Genomic DNA, 17,421 nt, shown 5'->3' on the forward strand with positions numbered 1-17,421 from the left:
GGTCACCACTTTTTTCGCAGGGCGTCCTTGATCACGTCGTTCTCGAACATCTGCTCGGCCAGCAGCTTCTTCAGCCGGGTGTTCTCCGCCTCCAGCTCCTTGAGCCGCTTGGCCTCCGGCACGCTCATGCCGCCGAACTTGCTGCGCCACAGGTAGTACGAGGCTTCGCTGAAAGCCAGACCGGCGGCACAGGTCCTTGACCGCCACGCCAGCCTCGGCCTCACGCAGAAAGCCGATGATCTGTTCTTCGGTAAACCGCTTCTTCACGTCCAATCTCCTTGTCGATGGGGATTGGACTCCAGATCGCGGTGCTACTCAAATGAGGGGGGACGTCGCACAGATCGGCCTCCGCTGATGGCAATTCGCATCAACTACGCCCAAGTCAAACTTTTTCCTATGGCCCGGATCCGCTGCAGGTGCTGGATTTTTATGCTGTACCGAATGCAAGGACCCCGGCGCCGCTGGTAATTTTCGTGCACGGTGGCGGATGGAAGCACGGTAGTAAGGATGTGGCTGCCAGCCGCTATGCCCCTGCACATTTCACCCAGATGGGCTATGCCTATGCAGCGATCAATTATCGGCTGATACCGGCGGCCACGGTAGAACAGCAAGGTGAGGATATTGCCTTGGCACTCAGGGCGCTGCTCGCACGTGCCGAGCAGCTGGGCATTGATCGCAGCCGGGTAGTGCTGATGGGGCATAGTGCCGGTGCCCATCTGGTCGCACTCGTCGGCACCGATGAACGTTATCTGAAAAGTGCCGGCTTGAGTTTTGCCGATATTCGCGGTGTCATTCCAAACGATGGAGCGTCGTATGACGTGCCGCGCCAGATGGAACAGAGCGGAGACTTCATGCGGGACACCTATCTGCAAGCCTTTGGGACAGATCTTGCTCGTCAGCGGGCTTTGTCGCCCGTCATGCAGGCAGCCGCACCCAATGCGCCGGCATTTTTATTACTGCATGTTCAGCGTCCCGACGGCATTGCTCAGGCTAAGGAACTGGAAATGGCGCTTAAGCGAGCTGGAACTGCGGTTGAACGGCGCGATTTTCCTGGTACGGGCCTGCGTGGTCATAGCGAAATCAATCGCCAGTTGGGTAACCCTGACTATGCGGCAACGCCGGTAGTAGATGCCTGGCTGAGAAGGGTTTTCGGCACGGAGACCGTCACGCCGTTGAAAAGGTGAGGGCCAGTCAATGAGGTTTTCCTATCGATAACGGCCGCCCAACAGATCATTCCAGCGGACCGCCTTCGGCTGCCGCTGAATTCAAACGTTGGGCGGCAACGACATGAACGTGCGCTCCTATACTGACGCAGACCTCGAAGCTGTGGTGGCAGTGTTCACATCGTCGGTTCACGTGCTCGCTGCCGCTGCATACGACGAAACGCAGCGCGGAGCGTGGGCGCCACAGCCCCAGACCTGCACCAGTGGCGCAAGCGATTACAGTCGCTTCCAACGTTCGTCGCTGTCCAGGGCACTGAAGTCGCGGGCTTCATCTCCTACGAGACAAACGGCCACATTGAACTCTTATACGTCACGCCGTCCTATGCACGGCGTGGGGTGGCCTCGTTGTTGTATTGTCACGCTGAACGTGCACTGCTCTCTGCAGGGGTCACAGAGCTTTGCACAGAAGCGAGTCTCGTTGCAAAGCCGGTCTTCGAGCGGTTTCGGTTCGTCGTAACCGAAGAACAGGAGATTTCACTTCGTGGCGCATTGTTTCGCCGCTTCGCGATGCGCAAGCGGCTGGTTACGACCCCACCCGGCGCTTCGGGTGACGCATCCCAAGGTGGGCCTTGAGCTGCAGCGTCGGGCGGGAAGGAGATGGTGCATATGACAACAACCTCCACACAATGGCAACTGGCACGCGACGCGGCTCAGCGTTATGAACAGATACTTGTCCCGACCATTCTGGGGCCGGCAGCCCGGGCTCTGGTCGAGTTCGCAGCATTGCAAGCGGGTGAAGCTGTGCTGGATGTCGGTTGTGGCACCGGTGCAGCGGCGCGTTGCGCCGCGGAGAAAGTCGGGCCGGCGGGGCGGGTGGCCGCGGTGGATGTGAATGCAGGCATGATTGATGTTGGCCAATTACTCCCTCCAGTCGCGGGTGCACCCATCGAGTGGGTTGTAAAAACCGCTTACGAGCTGCCATTTGCGGAAGCGGCGTTCACCGTGGTGCTCTGCGCGCAAACGCTTCAGTTTCTGGATGACCGGCCTCGCGCCTTGGCAGAGATGTACCGCGTTCTCAGGCCAGGCGGCCGTGTCGCCCTGAGCCTGTGGTGCGAGATTCAGGAGAGTCCTTACTTCGATGCACTCGTCCAGGCGGTCACGCGCCATATCGGTGCGGAGACCGCCGTCGGTTTACGGGCGGCATTTGGCCTCTCCGAACTAGCCACCATCCGCGCACTCGTGGAAGGGGCCGGTTACACAGATCTGCGGATAACGGTAAAGCAGCTTGACCTGCGGCTGCCGAGACTTTCGGATTTTGTGCCGCGGCATGTCAGTGCAACCCCGATGGCGGGCGGTTTCAGCGCGGCATCACCTGAAAAGCAGCAGGCGGTTGTTGAGGACGTATCGAAGAAGCTGGCGTCATATGACTCGGGCAACGGAGTCTGCGTCCCATTTCGGACGTACCTGGTACAGGCCGTGAAATGAGCTCTCCGCCCAACAAGGCGCTGCAGCCGACGCCGCAAAGCGGCGCGGCTGAGCTTGGTCGTTAGGTGGCTGCGTGGGTAGGCAATAAATAAACTATGAAAACGCAGTATTAAACCACCACGAACCTCGATGGCCTCATTGCAACAGAAGACGACTCGCTGGGCTGGCTTTTTGTAACGACCTAGCGGTTCCTGCGCAGGTCAGGCCGCTAAAGAATACGCTTCGGCGGGAGTCTTCATGCCCAGCGCCTGGTTGGTGGCGCCGGTGGTTGTAGAACTGGATCCAGTCGCCGATCACGCGCATGGCATGCGAGTGGCTTTCGAGCCGCGATGGTCGCGATCGGCAGTTCCTGCCCCGAGCCGCGGCTGTACCCGCTGCTGCTGCGTCTGCGCATGCAAGTGCTGTGGTGCATGCGGGTGCCGTTATTTACCCGTGGGCGCCATCATTTTCCGGCGCGGGGCATCAAGAAAAGCCCGATCAGACGCGGATCCGCGCCCAGTCGCGGCGCTGCCAGGCCCAGGTGAAGATCGCCGCCTGCAGTAACCGGTAGCCGCCCATCGCGATCCAGATCGCGGTCAGACCCAGGCCCAGCACCGGCCCGAGCAGCCAGGCCAGCGGCAGGAACAAACCCCATTGCAGCGCCGTGGCGACGACCATCACCAGGCGTGCGGCCCCGACGCCGAGCAAGGCCTGCATCATCACCAGGCCCAGACCATCGAGCAGGATCGTGGCGCCGACCAGCCGCAGCGGCAGCACGCCGAGCTCGATCAGCGCCGGCTCGCGCACGAAGACCGCGAGCAGTGGGCGCGTGGCGAACAGCATCGGCAGTGCCAGTGCGCCGAAGATCCAGATGCCGACGGCATAGACATCCCAGGCCCAGCGTTGCGCCTCGTCGGCGTGTCCGCGGCCGAGCGCCTGTGCACACAGCGTCGCCGCGGCGATGCCGAGCGCAATGCCGGGGAGCACGGCGGTGAGCGTGATCGTCACCAGCACGTTGGCGACGGCGAGCGCCTCGGTGCCGATGTGGCCGATGATCCAGAACAGCACCGCAAAGCCCGCCGAAAACAGCAGCTGCTGCACCGAGGACGGCAGGCCGATGCGCAGCAGGCTGCGGAACTGCTCCGGTGTCGGCCGTTGCACCAGAAAGCCGTGTGGCCGGGCGTGCCGCAACCCCAGGTACACATACAGCGCGGTGCCGACCACGACCGCAAGCGTCGTTCCCAGACCGGCACCGGCAGTGCCCATCCGCGGCAGCCCGAACAAACCGTGAATCAGCGTGTAGCTGAAGACGATGTTGAGCGCGTGCATCGTCACCAGCGTACGCAGATAGTAGTCGGCGCGCTTGACTGCGCTCCAGTAGCCGCGGAACGAAAAATTGATGCCGATCGCCGCGATCGCGACGAGCCGCCACTGCAGGTACGGCACGCCTTCGCGCACGACTGCCGGATCCGCGACGAGCGCGGCAAAAATCGCCGGGGTTGCGGCGATCAGTGCCGCCGACAGCGGCACGCCGATCGCGAGCGACAACAGCAGCCCGCCGTTGAGCGGTGCCGCCGCTTCGGCGGCACGGCCCTCACCGATGCGCCGTGCGGCAATCGCCTGCACCGCCGGAGCGAATCCGGTGATGAAGGCCACGGCCATGAAGTTGAGAAAGTTGGCCAGCCCGGTGGCGGCAAGCGCCGCGGGGCCGAGACTGCCGACCATCCAGACATCGACCAGATTGAGCAGATTCTGCGAGGCCATGCCGCCGAGGATCGGCAGGGCCAGCGCCAGCACCTCGCGTCTGCGTTCGCGGTGCATCCGCGCTTACTTTTCTTGCGCCGTGTTGACGATCGTCGCAGCGAGCGAAAACGGCCGATCCCCCAGCCGGCGCTGCAAACCCTCCGGTAGGTGATGCTTGTCGATCTGGATCACCGAGACCTGTGCGAAGCCATCCGCAGCCTCGCCGGCCCAGGACTCGGCGACCGGCTGCTCGCCCGCACGCCGGGGCACGATGCCCAGTTGCGCGAGGCGCTCGGCCTGCGGCAGCAGGCCGTGGCTGCCGGCGGCGAGCGAGGCCGTCGATGCCTGGATCTCGATCCAGGTGTTGAGGTCCAGCCGCAGCAGCGGTTCGGCCAGCATGCGGATGCCGGGCGCGGCGAGCGCGCGCGAGGCTGCGCGCTGGATGAGCCCGCCGAGGTGCGCCGCCAGATTCGGCGCCAGCGCGCGACTGCCGCTGGCGAGCGCCGGATGCGGCGTTGCCGCCGATGCCAGCGCCGGCCGCAGCGCACTGGCGAAATTGGTCTGCACGTGGGCGCGCAGGTGCAGCCGCTCGCCGTCGGCCTGCGGTGTGCTGACCCATTCCAACTGCACGCGCCACAGCGGCGCGGCCTGGCCGACCGGCAGCTCGGCGGTCAGGCGCACGTGACGTTCGCTCGCAGCGCCGCCGGCGGGATCCGCGGCCACGAGCCGGCGGAGACGATGGCCGATACGCCTCAACATGCACCGCCCCAGACGAAGTAGGATTCCGATCCCATGACGGCATCATATCGCTTCAGGGTCACCGGGCGCGTCCAGGGTGTCTTTTTCCGCCAGTCCACTGCCGAAACCGCGCAGCGGCTCGGGCTCGACGGCTGGGTGCGCAACTGCGCTGACGGCAGCGTCGAAGGCTGCGCGCGCGGCGATCCTGCCGCGCTCGAGGACTTCCACCGCTGGCTGCACCGCGGACCACCGGCGGCGCGGGTCGAACGCGTCGAATGGACACAATCCGACGACCTGCCTGCGCCGGGCTTTGTGGTCCGGCGCGAGTAAACCGGCCCTCGGCTGGGTGTGTACGCCCAGTCCGCGTGCCCGCCCCGCTCATGCTTCTGCGTGGCGGTGTCCGCCGGCATCGTGCCGGGCAGCAGAAACACCTGCAGTATCCGTCGAGGCGCTGCGGCGCGGTGTCAGGGAGTCGGCCAGCGCCGTTGCGTTGCGTGCGACGAAGGCATAGATGGAGAGCTGCGGGTTGGCGCCGATCGAGGTCGGGAACATCGAGCCGTCGAAGATCGACAGATTCTCGATCTCGTGATGCCGGCCGCGGCTGTCGATGACGCAGCGCGTTTTGTCCTCGCCCATCGGGCAGCCGCCCATCAGATGCGCGGTGTAGAGCGTTGCGCGCTGGGCGCGCATCGGCAGGAAGGCAATCGCGCGGCGTGCCTCGTCCCAGCTACGGTAGTCGTGGCCGTCGAGGTGGACGGGCCGGACGCTGCGCGCCCCGGCCGCGAACTGCACCTCGGCCATGCTCAGGTAGGCACGGCGCAGCCCGTCCCACAGCGCCTCGGTGAGGGGGTAATCGAGCAGCGGCTGACCCTGTGCGTCGATGCGGACGCGCCCGCCGGATGTGGCTGCGTCGAAGCCGTCGCGCATCAGCGCGATGCACACCTGTGCGTGGTCGAGCTGGCGCATGTCCAGGCTCAGCCGTTCGCCGTGACTGCCGAAGATCCCGCTCATCAGCACCGGTTGCAGCGGAGGTACTTCCAGTTTGTAGCCAAGGCCTTGCGCGGGCCACAGGAAATGGTCCGAGTAAATCGATTGCGGCGCGCCATGAAAACCGTGGACCGGTTCGTCGAACAGTGCGAGCGAGGCGTTCACGGGATGGATGCAGGTGCGCCGGCCGATCAGCCCGCGCGGGTCGGGAGCGCGCGAGCGCAGCAGCAGCGCCGGGGTGTTGATCGCGCCGGCGGCGAGCACGTAGTGCCGTGCCTTGACGGTCAGGGTCACGCCGGTAGGGGTGCGTGCGTCCTTGCCGAGCGCGCGCACCGTGAGCGCGGCGACACCATTGGCGGAAAAGTGCAGTGCCTCGGCGCGGGCGTGGTGCAGCAGAGTCATGCCGCGCCGCAAGGCCTGCGGGATCGTGGTCACCAGCATCGATTGCTTGGCATTGGTCGGGCAGCCGAGCCCGCAGTAGCCGAGATTCCAGCAGCCGCGCACGTTGCGCGGAATCGTTTTCCAGCTCCAGCCGAGCCGGGCGCAGCCGTCGCGCAGCAGGGCATTGTTGCGGTTCGGTTCCATCGCCCACGGTGCGATGCCCAGCCGTTCCTCGCAGCGCGCGAACCAGGGCGCAAGATCGGCGGGCGTGCTATCGCGCAGGGCGTATGCCTGCGCCCAATGCTCCAGCGTCGGGTCCGGGGTGCGCAGGCTCGTGGTCCAGTTCACCGTCGTGCTGCCGCCCACCGCACGACCCTGGAAGACATAGACGGCGCCGTCGGCGGTCATGCGGCCGGCGCCTTCCTGATACAGCGTGGAAAAGCCGCGCCACTCGTCCATGTCCTTGAAGTCGGCGGCGGTGTAGAGCGCGCCTTCTTCGATCATGAGTACGTTAAGCCCGGCGGCGGTCAGGATCTCCGCGGCCATGCCGCCGCCGGCACCGCTGCCGACGATGGCGACCTCGGTTTCGAGCACCGCATCGGCGCTGAGCGTCGAGGCGTCCCGCACGGACCAGCCGGCGGCGATGCCCTGGGTGTATATATCGTCGATTGCCATGGCAGTCATCCGTTGAGTGCGGCCACCGCCCAGGCCGGCGGTCCGGGATAGCGGCAGGCGTCCCAGCTCGCGCGCTGGCTCCACCAGCCGAGTTGCGCGAGCTTGGCCAGGCCGCGATACCCGGCGTTGAACAGCTCCAGGCGACTGTCGCGCCAGCGCTGTAGAAAGCGCGCGATGTCCTCGGCCGGTGCGCGCGACCAGGGCGCGGACAGCCCGCAGGCCAGATGCCGGAAGACTGGCCAGTGCAACAGGTCCAGCAACTGGCGCGTCTGCTCCTGCGCCTGTGGCGCCAGCGCCGCCAACGCCGCGTCGATGCGACGCAGGGCTTCGTCGCGGATGCTGGTTTCATCCGGCCAGGCCGGACCATTGACCGCAGGCAGCAGTGCGCTGAACAGCGCGAGATCCTCTGTGCTGAGCCAGCGGTATCCGGAGGCGGGCGGCGCTGCGGTGCTGCAGCCGGCGAGCGTGGCGGCCGTACTGCAGGCGACGAGGGTCCAGGTGCCGGCGACGCCGAGTTTGAGAAACGCGCGCCGGTCGAATCCAGCTATGGCGGCAGGGGGTGTCATCGTTCTCCTCCGGACGGTGGCGGCCGTAGGGGCCTGCGGCGACACACCCTAGCAAATAATGACGCATGCGTCATTATTTGCTGCGGCGCAACGGAAAACGGCGCCCGCAGGCGCCGTTGCAATCGGAATGGAGATGGACCTCAGCGGGCTGTGCCGGCGGCCATCTCGAACGCGCGCTGGTAGATGAAGTCGAAGGAAAAGCTGCGCGTGTGTGCCTTGGATTCGATGTAGTCGGCCATGCGCGCAAGCCGTGCCGGCAACTGCATGATTTTCTCCTGCGCGGCGCGGCCGACGGCAGACAGGCCATCGAGCGCGTCGATCGCCCAGTGTTTGACCAGATCCTCGACCAGCTTGAGGTACTCGCGCGGTCCGTAGATACCGGCGCGGCGTTCGACTTCGGACATCTGCGCATAACCGGCGATGGTATGGCCGGGCATGGCCAGCGACGGAGCCACCGCGGCGAGCGCGGCGAGCGCGCGGTTGGTGTCGGCCTTGAGCACGAGGGCGAAGGTATCGCGGTAGAAGGCGTAGTGACGCGCTTCGTCGGCACAGATGTGGGCGAGGATTTTCTGCAGCTTGGGTTCGTACTGACCGGCGATGCGGCCGGCATTGGCGTGCGCGGTCTGGGTCGCTTTTTCTTGCAGGCTGGTGTAGGCGAGCAGGCGGTAGGGGTCGGCTCTCCAGTCCGGGTTGAAACCGGCCTCAAGGTACTGGTACTGCAGGTGTTCGAGCGCACGCATGTCGAACAGGCGCGCGTCACGGACGTAGTCGCGCAGCACACAGCCGTGGCGGTCTTCCTCGGCGGTCCACAGGTTGTTCCATTCCGCCCACACGCCGTCGTGCCCGAGGTATTGGGCGACCAGACGATGGAAATGCGGCAAGCCTTCTTCGGTGAGCAGATTGAGCGCGAGCGCGACGCGCACGCTGTCAGGCAGGCCGCGAGCGCGGCTGCGGATTTCCCGCAGCTCGGCTTCATGGTTGGCGTCGGTGTGTTCGCTTGCCGGCAACAGTTCGCTGGGCATCCACAGCTTGCGGCTCTGGCGATGGCGCTCCATGAGGGCACGCACCTGTGGGGCGATGGCGTCGAGTACCTCGCGCTGCGCGGCCAGATCGGGGTTGAGTCTGTGTTCGAGCATGGCGGTTCCTGACGGGCCTGGGTCCACTGATGCAATGATGGCGCTACTGATACGCGGCCAAAGTGTAGCCGGATGCGGGGCTTCCGTAATATCGATTTCCGTCGCGCGGCCGTGTCAACGCCCGGTGCGGATCAGGTCGAGGAATTCCTGGCGGGTGCGCGGGTCGTCGCGGAAGCGGCCGAGCATCATCGACGTGATCATGCTCGAGCCCTGCTTTTGCACGCCGCGCATCATCGCGCACAGATGCTGCGCCTCGATGACAACGCCAACGCCGTGCGCGCCGGTCACGCGCTGGATCGACTGGCCGATCTGCTGGGTGAGATTTTCCTGGATCTGCAGGCGCCGTGCGTACATGTCGACGATGCGCGGAATCTTGGACAGGCCGATCACCCGGCCCGCCGGCAGATAGGCGACGTGGGCCTTGCCGATGAACGGCAGCAGGTGGTGTTCGCACAGCGAGTACAGCTCGATGTCCTTGACGATGACCATTTCATCGTTGCTGGACTCGAACACGGCGCCGTTGACGATCTCGTCGAGATCCTGTTCGTACCCCTGGGTGAGAAACTCCAGTGCGCGCGCCGCACGGTACGGTGTGCGCAGCAGGCCCTCGCGATCGGGGTTCTCGCCGATCGCTTCGATGATGGCGCGAAAATGTTCTTCCATGATGGCCCGTGGTTCGAATGCGCGGGCATTATCCCACGGTCGCGCCGCGTACAATGGGCGCATGAGTCGCAAGACTTCATCCTGCGAGATCCGCGCGATCCCCATCGACCTGATCCGGCCGGGCAGCCAGCAGGCGCGGCGCTACTTCGATCCCGATGCGCTCGCCGAGCTCGCCGACAGCATCCGCACCTCCGGAGTCGTGCAACCCGTCGTGCTGCGCACGCGTGTCTGGGGGTACGAGCTATTGGCCGGAGAGCGCCGCTGGCGTGCGGCGCAGCAGGCCGGACTGCACGAGATTCCGGCGGTGATCCGCGACGATCTGTCGGATGCGGAGGCATTCGTCGTCGGGCTGATCGAGAACCTGCAGCGCGAGTCGTTGACGCCGATGGAGACGGCGGCCGGTCTCAAGCGTCTGGGCGAGCTGTTTTCCCTCACCCACGAGGAAATCGGCGAGCGTATCGGCAAGTCGCGCGAATACGTCAGCAATTACCTGCGGCTGCTCAATCTCGTGCCGCCGGTCCAGGCGCTGGTCAACGAAGGGCATCTGCACCTGGGGCATGCCAAGGTGCTCGCCGGTGTCGGGCCCGATGCGCAGGTGCGCTGGGCCGACGAGGTGATCCGCTGCAAGCTGTCGGTGCGCCAGCTCGAGCGGCGGCTGGCGGCTTCGCGGGCGCGCAAGCTCGTGTTCCAGCCGGGTAAGCCTGGCGATTGGCAGCGGCTGGAGCGCGAGCTGTCCGATTACCTGGCCTGCCCGGTGACCGTGCAGGCCGGTCGGGACGGCAAAGGCGAACTCCGCGTCAGATTTCACTCGCTGGATGAACTCGACGGGGTGCTCGCCCGCATCGGCTACTCGGCGGGCTGACCATGGGTCTGGTGACGGCTGCCGTTTATCGACAGACGACGGGGATAAGCTTGTGGATAACCCCGATGTGCGGCGCAGCAAACGTCGCAATGTTCAGGCCTGGATCCACACGTGAACAAAAAATTACCGCCCCACGCCCGGCCGGGCGCGCGGGCTTTGCCCACAGCGGCGATGCAGCTCGATCTGTTCCGCGATGATTTCCGGCTGCGCGAGTGCCCCAGCCTGCGCGCGCGCAGCATCCGCATCGAGGTCCGTCCGGATCGCGAGGTCCGGTTGATTTATCCGCGCTGGGCCGCGCGCGCCGATGCGCTCGCGTTTTTGCGTGCGCGCGAGGACTGGGTACGCGCCAAGCTCGCCGAACTGCAGGCGCGGGCGGACGGCTGCCCACCGCCGCCACCGGTGCGCTGGGATGGCCGCGACGAGATCCTGCTGCAGGGCCAGACCGTGCCGGTGTGCATCGAGGTGGCGACGCTGCGGCAGATCCAGGTGCGCATCGAACCCGGGCTCATCACGCTGTTCGTGCCGGGGACAGCGCGCGATGATGCGCGCCAGCTCGAGCGCGCGCTGCGGCGCGCGCTGATCCAGCAGGCGCAGCGACAAGCGCGCCGTCTACTCGACGAAGAAGCGATGCGGGCCCAGCTGCGCTGGACGGCGCTGTCGATCGCCGATCCGCAGACGCAATGGGGTAGCTGCGCGGCGGATGGCAGGATCATGCTGTCCTGGCGTCTGATCATGGCGCCGCCGCCGGTGTTTCGCTACGTCGTCGTCCACGAGCTGTGTCATCTCGTGCACATGAACCACTCGCCGGATTTCTGGGCGCAGGTCGAGCGGCAGATGCCGGATTACCAAATCCACAAGCGCTGGCTGCGCGACCACGGCGGCCGCCTGTACCACTACCTGCCGCGCCGTCGCGCACGCGCCTGAGGCTCATGACCAGGAGCGGCGGCATGACGCGCAGGCGCGCAACGAAATGAAAAAACCCTCCTGCGGATCAGGAGGGTTGGAGGAATACCCCCGCGGGGGAACACGGGGCGGGAGCAAAGCGGATGGCGGAAGCGATGTCCGCAATGTTTCGGTCTTGATTATTCGGTCTTGGCTTTGGCTTCGACCTGGGCGTCGGCCTCAACGGAAGTGCCGGTGGCGGCGCCGAGTACCCCGCCGACGAGGCCGGTGGCCTTCTCGGTGGTTTGGCCCACGGCCTGCGTTGCCGCCGTTCCACTCGCCTTGAGTTTGGCGTTACCCGTGGCTTTGGCTTCTTTGGCTTTGGTCTTCACCGCGGTCTTGGCCTCGGTGGCTTTCTCGGTGGCGGTGTGGGCCTGGGCCTGCGCTGCGTCCTGGGCATCGGTCGCGGCCTGCCGGGCGGTATCGGCGCCCTGGGTTTTGACTTCGACCTTGGCGTCGACCGCTGTGGTGGTCTCGGCGGCGATCAGGGCCAGCGGCATCAGCGCGAGGTGGGCAGCAACGGCGAGGGGTGCTATGAGCTTCACAACGGATCTCCTTGTGTGGATGAAAGATGCGAGGCAGCGTAAGCGCAGGCGCTGAATCGGTCATGAATGCAAAGCGAACCGTGCACGGCTGGGGCCGTTTGCCGTCGTTCGTGCGATCGGGTTTCAGGCGCTGCGCCGCAAGGCGCCGCATTTCTTCAGATGGATCAGCAGCAGTGAGACCGCAGCCGGCGTGACACCGGAGATACGCGCGGCTTGGCCGACCGTCTGCGGGCGGTGCGCGGCGAGTTTCTGCCGCACTTCGTTCGAAAGGCCGCTGACGGTGGCGTAGTCCAGATCTGCCGGCAGCACCGCATCCTCGTAGCGGCGGTTGCGCTCGATCTCGCTGCGTTGGCGCTCGATATAGCCGGCGTACTTGATGTCGATCTCGACTTGTTCGGCGATTGCTGCGTCGAGGTCGTCCGGCAGCAGCCCGAGCCGCTTGAGCACGGTATGGCTGCCTTGCGGGCGGCGCAGCAGATCGGTGCCGGACAGCCCGCCGTCCGTGGGCGGCTCACCGAAGATTTCGACGAAGGCCGGTGCACGCAGTCGCGCGGGCTTGAGCCAGAGCGCATCCAGATGCGCGCGCGTGCGCTCGATCGCCTCACGCTTGGCGCAGAAAGCCGCCCAGCGCGCGTCATCGACGAGGCCCAGCGCGCGCCCGGTCTCGGTCAGACGCAGATCGGCGTTGTCTTCGCGCAGCAGCAGGCGGTGTTCGGCGCGCGAGGTGAACATGCGGTAAGGCTCGGTGGTGCCGAGCGTGATCAGATCGTCGACGAGCACGCCGATGTAGGCCTCGTGGCGCTGCGGTACCCACGGCGGCAGTTCACGCGCCTTGCGCGCGGCATTGATGCCGGCGAGCAGACCCTGGGCCGCGGCTTCCTCATAGCCGGTCGTGCCATTGATCTGACCGGCGAAGAAAAGGTGGCTGATGATTTTGGTTTCCAGCGAGGGCAGCAGGTCGCGCGGGTCGAAGTAGTCGTACTCGATCGCATAGCCCGGGCGGGTGATGCGTGCGCGCTCGAGCCCTTTGATCGTGCGCACGAAGCGTTCCTGCACATCGAACGGCAGCGAGGTGGAGATGCCGTTCGGGTAAATCTCGCGCGTGTTCAGGCCCTCGGGTTCGAGGAAGATCTGGTGACGCTCGCGTTCGGCGAAACGGTTGACCTTGTCTTCGATGCTCGGGCAGTAGCGCGGACCGACACCCTCGATGAGACCGGTGAACATCGGCGAGCGGTCGAACGCGCTGCGGATGATGTCGTGGGTCTGCGGATTGGTGTGGGTGATGTAGCAGGACACCTGGCGCGGATGCTCGGCGGCCGAGCCCATGAACGAGAACACCGGCACGGGCACATCGCCCGGCTGTTCCTCGAGTTGCGACCAGTCGATCGTGCGGCCGTCGAGCCGGGGAGGGGTGCCGGTCTTGAGCCGGCCGACGCGCGGATGCAGTTCGCGCAGGCGCGCGGCCAGCGGCAGCGAGGGGGGATCACCGGCACGGCCGCCGGCATGGTTCGACAAGCCGACGTGGATGCGGCCGCCGAGGAAGGTGCCGGTGGTGAGCACGACGCAGTGCGCAAAAAACTTCAGTCCCAGGCGGGTGATCACGCCGCGCACGCGCGTGCCCTCGACGATCAAATCCTCGACTTCCTGCTGGAACAGGGTCAGCCTGTCCTGGTTCTCCAGCGCCTCGCGCACTGCCCACTTGTAGAGCATTCGGTCGGCCTGGGCGCGCGTGGCGCGCACGGCGGGACCTTTGGATGCGTTGAGGATGCGGAACTGGATGCCGGCGCGGTCCGCAGCACGGGCCATCAGGCCGCCGAGGGCGTCGATTTCCTTGACCAGATGCCCTTTGCCGATGCCGCCGATCGCCGGATTGCAGGACATCTGCCCGAGTGTTTCGATGTTCTGGGTGACGAGCAGCGTCGTACAGCCCATGCGTGCAGACGCGAGCGCGGCTTCGGTGCCGGCGTGGCCGCCACCGACGACGATGACATCGAACTGATGATGCTGCGACATACCCGAACACACCCCAGGCGGAGCGCGGATTCTACGCCGGCGCGGTGGTCCGGTGTGCGGCTGGCTGCGGGTTCAGAACGGGATTTTCCCGGTGAGCATCTGCCACCACATCTTCCAGTCACCGAGGAAGGACAGCCAGGGATGCTTGAACGTGGCGGGCTTGTTGTGCTCGAAGAAGAAATGACCGACCCAGGCCCAGGCATAGCCTTGCACGAGCGCCACCGCGAGCAGCCACCCGGTCTGCGTGAGCACGGCGGCGAAAGCAAGCACGAGGCCCAGCGTGCTGCCGACGAAGTGCAGGCGCCGGCAGGTGCGGTTGGAGTGTTCCTGCAGGTAGTACGGATAGAACTCGGCGAGGGTCTTGAAGCCGGTGGTGGCATTCATGGCGACGCTCCCGGATGATTTGCGGCCCAGTATAGACCGCCGCCGACGGCGGACAAGCCATCTTCCTCGGGTCACCAGGGCTGCCATGAAGATCGCCATTTTGTCGCGCAACCGCCGTTTGTATTCGACGCGGCGCCTGGTCGAGGCCGCCGAGGCGCGCGGCCACAGCGTGCGCGTCGTCGATGTGCTGCGCTGCTACATGAACATCCGCCCGGGCCATCCGGAGATCTGGTACCGCGGCCGCCGGCTCGAGGGGTTCGATGCCGTGATCCCGCGTATCGGTGCGTCGGTGACTTTCTACGGCGCCGCGGTCGTGCGCCAGTTCGAGATGATGGGGGTGTACTGCGTCAATGAGTCGCTGGCGATCACACGCGCGCGCGACAAGCTGCGCGCGCTGCAGTTGCTGGCACGCCGCAACATCGGCATGCCGGCGACCGGCTTTGCCCACTCACCGGACGATACCGCCGGCGTCATGCGCCTGGTCGGCGGTGCGCCGATGGTGATCAAGCTGATCGAAGGTACGCAGGGGCAGGGCGTCGTGCTCGCCGAGACCGATGCCGCCGCAAGCTCGGTGATCGAGGCGTTCCGTGGGCTCGAGGCCTATTTCCTGGTGCAGGAATTCGTCGCGGAGGCCGCCGGTGCGGACATCCGTTGCTTTGTCGTCGGCGACAAGGTCGTCGCCGCGATGCGCCGGGTCGCGCGGCCGGGTGAATTCCGCGCCAATTTGCATCGCGGCGCCAGCGCCGAGCCGGTCCGGATCAGCGAGCAGGAGCGGCGGACCGCGCTGCGCGCGGCGCGGGCGATCGGCCTGAATATCGCCGGGGTGGACATGCTGCGCACCGCGCGCGGGCCGATGGTACTCGAGGTCAATGCCTCTCCGGGGCTCGAAGGCATCGAGGCGGCCTCGGGAGTCGATGTCGCCGACCGCATCATCGCCTTCGTCGAGCGTCACGCGCGTCCTCGGCGCGCGCCCGCCCGTGGCGGGCGTGGCTAGCGCCGGCGGCGCGCAGCGGCATGCGAAGAAGCTTGCTTTCCGCGGGGCGTGCGGTCTGCGCTGCGGGCCGGGTGTGGTGCGAATTCTCTATAGCAGGTAAATCGTTGCGAGCAGGCCCGTTCCCGACATCGTGATCGTGTACGGCAATGCCATCCACAGCATCCGCAGATACCCGAGCCGGATCAACGGTGCCAGCGCCGACGTCAGCAGAAACAAGAAAGCGGCTTGCCCGTTGGGGGTGGCCACGCTGGGGATGTTGGTGCCGGTGTTGATGGCCACGGCGAGCAGGTCGAACTGCTCGCGGCTGATGGCACCACTCTCGAGCGCCTGCTTGACTTCGGTGATGTAGATCGTCGCGACGAAGACGTTGTCGCTGATCATCGACAGCAGGCCGTTGGCGACGAACATCAGCCCTAGGCGCATTTTCCCTTCCTGGGCCAGGACGTACTCGATCAGCGGCGTGAACAGGTGCTGTTCATGGATTACGGCGACGATCGCGAAGAAGGTGACGAGCAGGGCCGTGAACGGCAGGGCCTCTTCGAAGGCATGCCCGAGCCGGCGTTCTTCGATGACGCCGTTGAACGCTGTCGTCAGCACGATGACCGAAAGGCCGATCAGACCGACCTCGGCGATGTGCAGGGCAAGCCCGGCAACGAGGAAGATGGCGGTGACCGCCTGCACCGCCAGCCGCAGGCGGTCGTGCGCATCGCGCTTGCGGTCTTGCTCGGCTTCCCAGTGGGCGATGATCGCGCGCACCGACTCCGGCATCTCGGCGCCATAGCCGAACCAGCGCAGCCGCTCCAGGGCGATGCAAGTGAGAAAGCCGACGGCGACCACCGGCAGCGAGACCGGCGCGACATGCCTGAAGAATTCGGCAAAGTCCCAGCCCGCGATTTCGCCGATCAGCAGGTTTTGCGGTTCGCCGACCAGCGTGGTCACGCCGCCGAGCGTGGTGCCGACGGCCGCGTGCATCATCAGATTGCGCAGAAAGGCGCGGAAAGTCTCCAGATCGGCGCGGCGCTGTTCGTGGACCAGCGCGTCGTCGCTCTGGTCGTGCTCGTCGTCAAACCCGCGGCCGGACGCGACGCGGTGATAAACACCGTAGAAGCCGAAGGCCACGGTGATGACCACGGCGGTGACGGTCAATGCATCGAGGAACGCCGACAGCAACGCCGCCGAGAAGCTGAACATCAACGACAGCAGCAGCTTGGAGCGCAGCTTCACCAGCAGCTTGGTGAAGATGTAGAGCAGCAGATCGCGCAGGAAATAGATGCCGGCGACCATGAACATCAGCAGCAGGATCACCGGGAAGTTCTGTTCGGCCTCGTGATAGACGGCTTGCGGGCTCGCCATGCCGAGCGCGACGGCCTCGAGCGCCAGCAGACCTCCCGGCTGCAGCGGATAGCAGCGCAGGGCCATCGCCAGCGTGAAGATGAATTCGAGGACGAGCAGCCAGCCGGTGATGAAGGGGCCGGCCGTGTACAGCAGCACTGGATTGGCCACGAGAAAGCCGAGGATGCAGAACTTGTACCAGTTCGGCGCGTGGCCGAGAAAATTGCGTGCGAACGCGAACGCGAGCGTCTGCGACATGCGGGCTTCACCAAGGCGGTGGAGAATGCCCCGGCGTGTGAGCGGGGCGGTGTGGGTGGAGTCTAAACGCTTCATAAGCCGAGCGTTGCTTTTGCGGTGGTCCGCAGCTACATCCGGGACTGCGGCTGTGGCACAATGGGGAGTTATCTGCCGGTGGAGCGTATCGTGGAGCCAAGCTCGACGTTAGGTGATCTCGCGTTCTACACAGCCCTGGTGCTCGGCCTCGTCGCCGTGATGCTGGGGTTGTCGGCCCTTCTTGGCCCGCGCAGCCGTCTCACGCGCGCTGGCGCCGAACCTTACGAATCCGGCATCGTGTCCACCGGCGGCGCGCGCCTGCGCTTGTCGGCGAAGTTCTATCTCGTCGCGATGTTTTTCGTGATCTTCGATCTCGAGGCCGTCTATGTGCTGGCCTGGGGCATCGCCGCGCGCGAAACCGGCTGGGCCGGCTATGTCGAGATCATGGTATTTCTCGCCATCCTGATCGCCGCGCTGGTGTATCTGTGGAGAACCGGCGCGCTCGACTGGGCGCCGAAGCGTCAGCGGCCCGCTGACCGGAGATATTGATGGAATACAGC

At 65.7% G+C, this 17,421-nt stretch carries 17 protein-coding genes and 2 pseudogenes; 8 read left to right on the forward strand and 11 right to left on the reverse strand.

Annotation, left to right across the window (positions count from 1 at the left end):
• Positions 1-8: 8 nt before the first annotated feature.
• Positions 9-267 (reverse strand): annotated as a pseudogene (locus BMZ48_RS09810) (transposase); the annotation flags it as partial.
• 116 nt (positions 268-383) lie between these two features.
• Between BMZ48_RS09810 and BMZ48_RS09815 the strand changes: the two are divergent.
• The 3 genes and pseudogenes from BMZ48_RS09815 to BMZ48_RS09825 form a co-directional block, all read left to right on the forward strand.
• A pseudogene (locus BMZ48_RS09815) lies at positions 384-1,184 on the forward strand (alpha/beta hydrolase); the annotation flags it as partial.
• A gap of 213 nt (positions 1,185-1,397) precedes the next feature.
• Positions 1,398-1,796 (forward strand): GNAT family N-acetyltransferase, encoded by a 399-nt coding sequence (locus BMZ48_RS09820; RefSeq protein ID WP_234981597.1) that lies wholly within the window; start codon positions 1,398-1,400, stop codon positions 1,794-1,796.
• 33 nt (positions 1,797-1,829) lie between these two features.
• Positions 1,830-2,648 (forward strand): class I SAM-dependent methyltransferase, encoded by an 819-nt coding sequence (locus tag BMZ48_RS09825; protein WP_159431152.1) that lies wholly within the window; start codon positions 1,830-1,832, stop codon positions 2,646-2,648.
• A gap of 477 nt (positions 2,649-3,125) precedes the next feature.
• On the opposite strand, the gene BMZ48_RS09835 is transcribed toward BMZ48_RS09825, so the two are convergent.
• Both BMZ48_RS09835 and BMZ48_RS09840 read right to left on the reverse strand, forming a co-directional pair.
• Positions 3,126-4,448 carry an MATE family efflux transporter gene (locus BMZ48_RS09835; RefSeq protein ID WP_091534538.1) on the reverse strand — a complete coding sequence of 441 codons (1,323 nt, stop codon included), beginning with the start codon at positions 4,446-4,448 and terminating at the stop codon, positions 3,126-3,128.
• A 6-nt stretch (positions 4,449-4,454) separates the two neighbouring features.
• The gene (locus BMZ48_RS09840; protein ID WP_143383675.1) at positions 4,455-5,093 is read right to left on the reverse strand and encodes a hypothetical protein; all 639 of its coding nucleotides are present in this window, start codon (positions 5,091-5,093) and stop codon (positions 4,455-4,457) included.
• A gap of 69 nt (positions 5,094-5,162) precedes the next feature.
• On the opposite strand from BMZ48_RS09840, the gene BMZ48_RS09845 reads away from it, so the two are divergent.
• Complete coding sequence (locus BMZ48_RS09845; protein WP_091534545.1) at positions 5,163-5,438, forward strand: acylphosphatase; 276 nt, start codon at positions 5,163-5,165, stop codon at positions 5,436-5,438.
• A gap of 48 nt (positions 5,439-5,486) precedes the next feature.
• On the opposite strand, the gene BMZ48_RS09850 is transcribed toward BMZ48_RS09845, so the two are convergent.
• The 4 genes from BMZ48_RS09850 to folE form a co-directional block, all read right to left on the reverse strand.
• Positions 5,487-7,151, reverse strand: a complete 1,665-nt coding sequence (locus tag BMZ48_RS09850; RefSeq protein ID WP_091534549.1) for a GMC family oxidoreductase — start codon at positions 7,149-7,151, stop codon at positions 5,487-5,489.
• A gap of 5 nt (positions 7,152-7,156) precedes the next feature.
• On the reverse strand, positions 7,157-7,717 hold the full coding sequence (locus BMZ48_RS09855) for a hypothetical protein (protein ID WP_091534551.1): 561 nt from the start codon (positions 7,715-7,717) through the stop codon (positions 7,157-7,159).
• Positions 7,718-7,857: 140 nt separating this feature from the next.
• A complete protein-coding gene (locus tag BMZ48_RS09860; protein ID WP_091534553.1) occupies positions 7,858-8,853 on the reverse strand; it encodes an acyl-ACP desaturase in 996 nt (331 codons plus the stop codon).
• A 114-nt stretch (positions 8,854-8,967) separates the two neighbouring features.
• Entirely contained in the window at positions 8,968-9,516 is a 549-nt protein-coding gene (gene folE / locus BMZ48_RS09865; RefSeq protein ID WP_091534555.1) for a GTP cyclohydrolase I FolE, read from the reverse strand.
• Positions 9,517-9,577: 61 nt separating this feature from the next.
• On the opposite strand from folE, the gene BMZ48_RS09870 reads away from it, so the two are divergent.
• Entirely contained in the window at positions 9,578-10,378 is an 801-nt protein-coding gene (locus tag BMZ48_RS09870) for a ParB/RepB/Spo0J family partition protein (RefSeq protein ID WP_091534557.1), read from the forward strand.
• 111 nt (positions 10,379-10,489) lie between these two features.
• Positions 10,490-11,302 carry a M48 family metallopeptidase gene (locus BMZ48_RS09875; RefSeq protein ID WP_143383676.1) on the forward strand — a complete coding sequence of 271 codons (813 nt, stop codon included), beginning with the start codon at positions 10,490-10,492 and terminating at the stop codon, positions 11,300-11,302.
• 158 nt (positions 11,303-11,460) lie between these two features.
• Here the strand turns inward: BMZ48_RS09875 and BMZ48_RS09880 are convergent, their stop codons facing one another.
• From BMZ48_RS09880 to BMZ48_RS09890, 3 genes are all read right to left on the reverse strand, one after another.
• Positions 11,461-11,865: a hypothetical protein gene (locus BMZ48_RS09880; protein WP_091534565.1), complete on the reverse strand. Its 405-nt coding sequence runs from the start codon at positions 11,863-11,865 to the stop codon at positions 11,461-11,463.
• A 123-nt stretch (positions 11,866-11,988) separates the two neighbouring features.
• Positions 11,989-13,878 carry a tRNA uridine-5-carboxymethylaminomethyl(34) synthesis enzyme MnmG gene (mnmG, locus tag BMZ48_RS09885; protein ID WP_091534567.1) on the reverse strand — a complete coding sequence of 630 codons (1,890 nt, stop codon included), beginning with the start codon at positions 13,876-13,878 and terminating at the stop codon, positions 11,989-11,991.
• Positions 13,879-13,950: 72 nt separating this feature from the next.
• The gene (locus tag BMZ48_RS09890; RefSeq protein ID WP_091534570.1) at positions 13,951-14,262 is read right to left on the reverse strand and encodes an Mpo1-like protein; all 312 of its coding nucleotides are present in this window, start codon (positions 14,260-14,262) and stop codon (positions 13,951-13,953) included.
• Positions 14,263-14,347: 85 nt separating this feature from the next.
• Between BMZ48_RS09890 and rimK the strand changes: the two genes are divergently transcribed.
• Entirely contained in the window at positions 14,348-15,256 is a 909-nt protein-coding gene (gene rimK, locus BMZ48_RS09895) for a 30S ribosomal protein S6--L-glutamate ligase (RefSeq protein WP_091534572.1), read from the forward strand.
• A gap of 87 nt (positions 15,257-15,343) precedes the next feature.
• On the opposite strand, the gene nhaB is transcribed toward rimK, so the two are convergent.
• Entirely contained in the window at positions 15,344-16,846 is a 1,503-nt protein-coding gene (gene nhaB / locus BMZ48_RS09900) for a sodium/proton antiporter NhaB (RefSeq protein WP_091534574.1), read from the reverse strand.
• A 234-nt stretch (positions 16,847-17,080) separates the two neighbouring features.
• On the opposite strand from nhaB, the gene ndhC reads away from it, so the two are divergent.
• Positions 17,081-17,410, forward strand: a complete 330-nt coding sequence (gene ndhC, locus BMZ48_RS09905) for an NADH-quinone oxidoreductase subunit A (RefSeq protein WP_143383678.1) — start codon at positions 17,081-17,083, stop codon at positions 17,408-17,410.
• The last annotated feature ends 11 nt before the right edge of the window (positions 17,411-17,421 follow it).

This window comes from Fontimonas thermophila, from assembly GCF_900113085.1.
Lineage (GTDB): Bacteria > Pseudomonadota > Gammaproteobacteria > Nevskiales > Nevskiaceae > Solimonas > Solimonas thermophila.

Excerpts from the sequence above, each read along its gene's own strand:
- BMZ48_RS09825 (WP_159431152.1), top strand. The coding sequence starts at position 1,830 with ATGACAACAACCTCCACACAATGGCAACTGGCACGCGACGCGGCTCAG.
- BMZ48_RS09835 (WP_091534538.1), bottom strand. The coding sequence starts at position 4,448 with ATGCACCGCGAACGCAGACGCGAGGTGCTGGCGCTGGCCCTGCCGATC.
- BMZ48_RS09845 (WP_091534545.1), top strand. The coding sequence starts at position 5,163 with ATGACGGCATCATATCGCTTCAGGGTCACCGGGCGCGTCCAGGGTGTC.
- BMZ48_RS09850 (WP_091534549.1), bottom strand. The coding sequence starts at position 7,151 with ATGGCAATCGACGATATATACACCCAGGGCATCGCCGCCGGCTGGTCC.
- BMZ48_RS09855 (WP_091534551.1), bottom strand. The coding sequence starts at position 7,717 with ATGACACCCCCTGCCGCCATAGCTGGATTCGACCGGCGCGCGTTTCTC.
- BMZ48_RS09860 (WP_091534553.1), bottom strand. The coding sequence starts at position 8,853 with ATGCTCGAACACAGACTCAACCCCGATCTGGCCGCGCAGCGCGAGGTA.
- folE (WP_091534555.1), bottom strand. The coding sequence starts at position 9,516 with ATGGAAGAACATTTTCGCGCCATCATCGAAGCGATCGGCGAGAACCCC.
- BMZ48_RS09870 (WP_091534557.1), top strand. The coding sequence starts at position 9,578 with ATGAGTCGCAAGACTTCATCCTGCGAGATCCGCGCGATCCCCATCGAC.
- mnmG (WP_091534567.1), bottom strand. The coding sequence starts at position 13,878 with ATGTCGCAGCATCATCAGTTCGATGTCATCGTCGTCGGTGGCGGCCAC.
- BMZ48_RS09890 (WP_091534570.1), bottom strand. The coding sequence starts at position 14,262 with ATGAATGCCACCACCGGCTTCAAGACCCTCGCCGAGTTCTATCCGTAC.
- rimK (WP_091534572.1), top strand. The coding sequence starts at position 14,348 with ATGAAGATCGCCATTTTGTCGCGCAACCGCCGTTTGTATTCGACGCGG.
- nhaB (WP_091534574.1), bottom strand. The coding sequence starts at position 16,846 with ATGTCGCAGACGCTCGCGTTCGCGTTCGCACGCAATTTTCTCGGCCAC.
- ndhC (WP_143383678.1), top strand. The coding sequence starts at position 17,081 with ATGCTGGGGTTGTCGGCCCTTCTTGGCCCGCGCAGCCGTCTCACGCGC.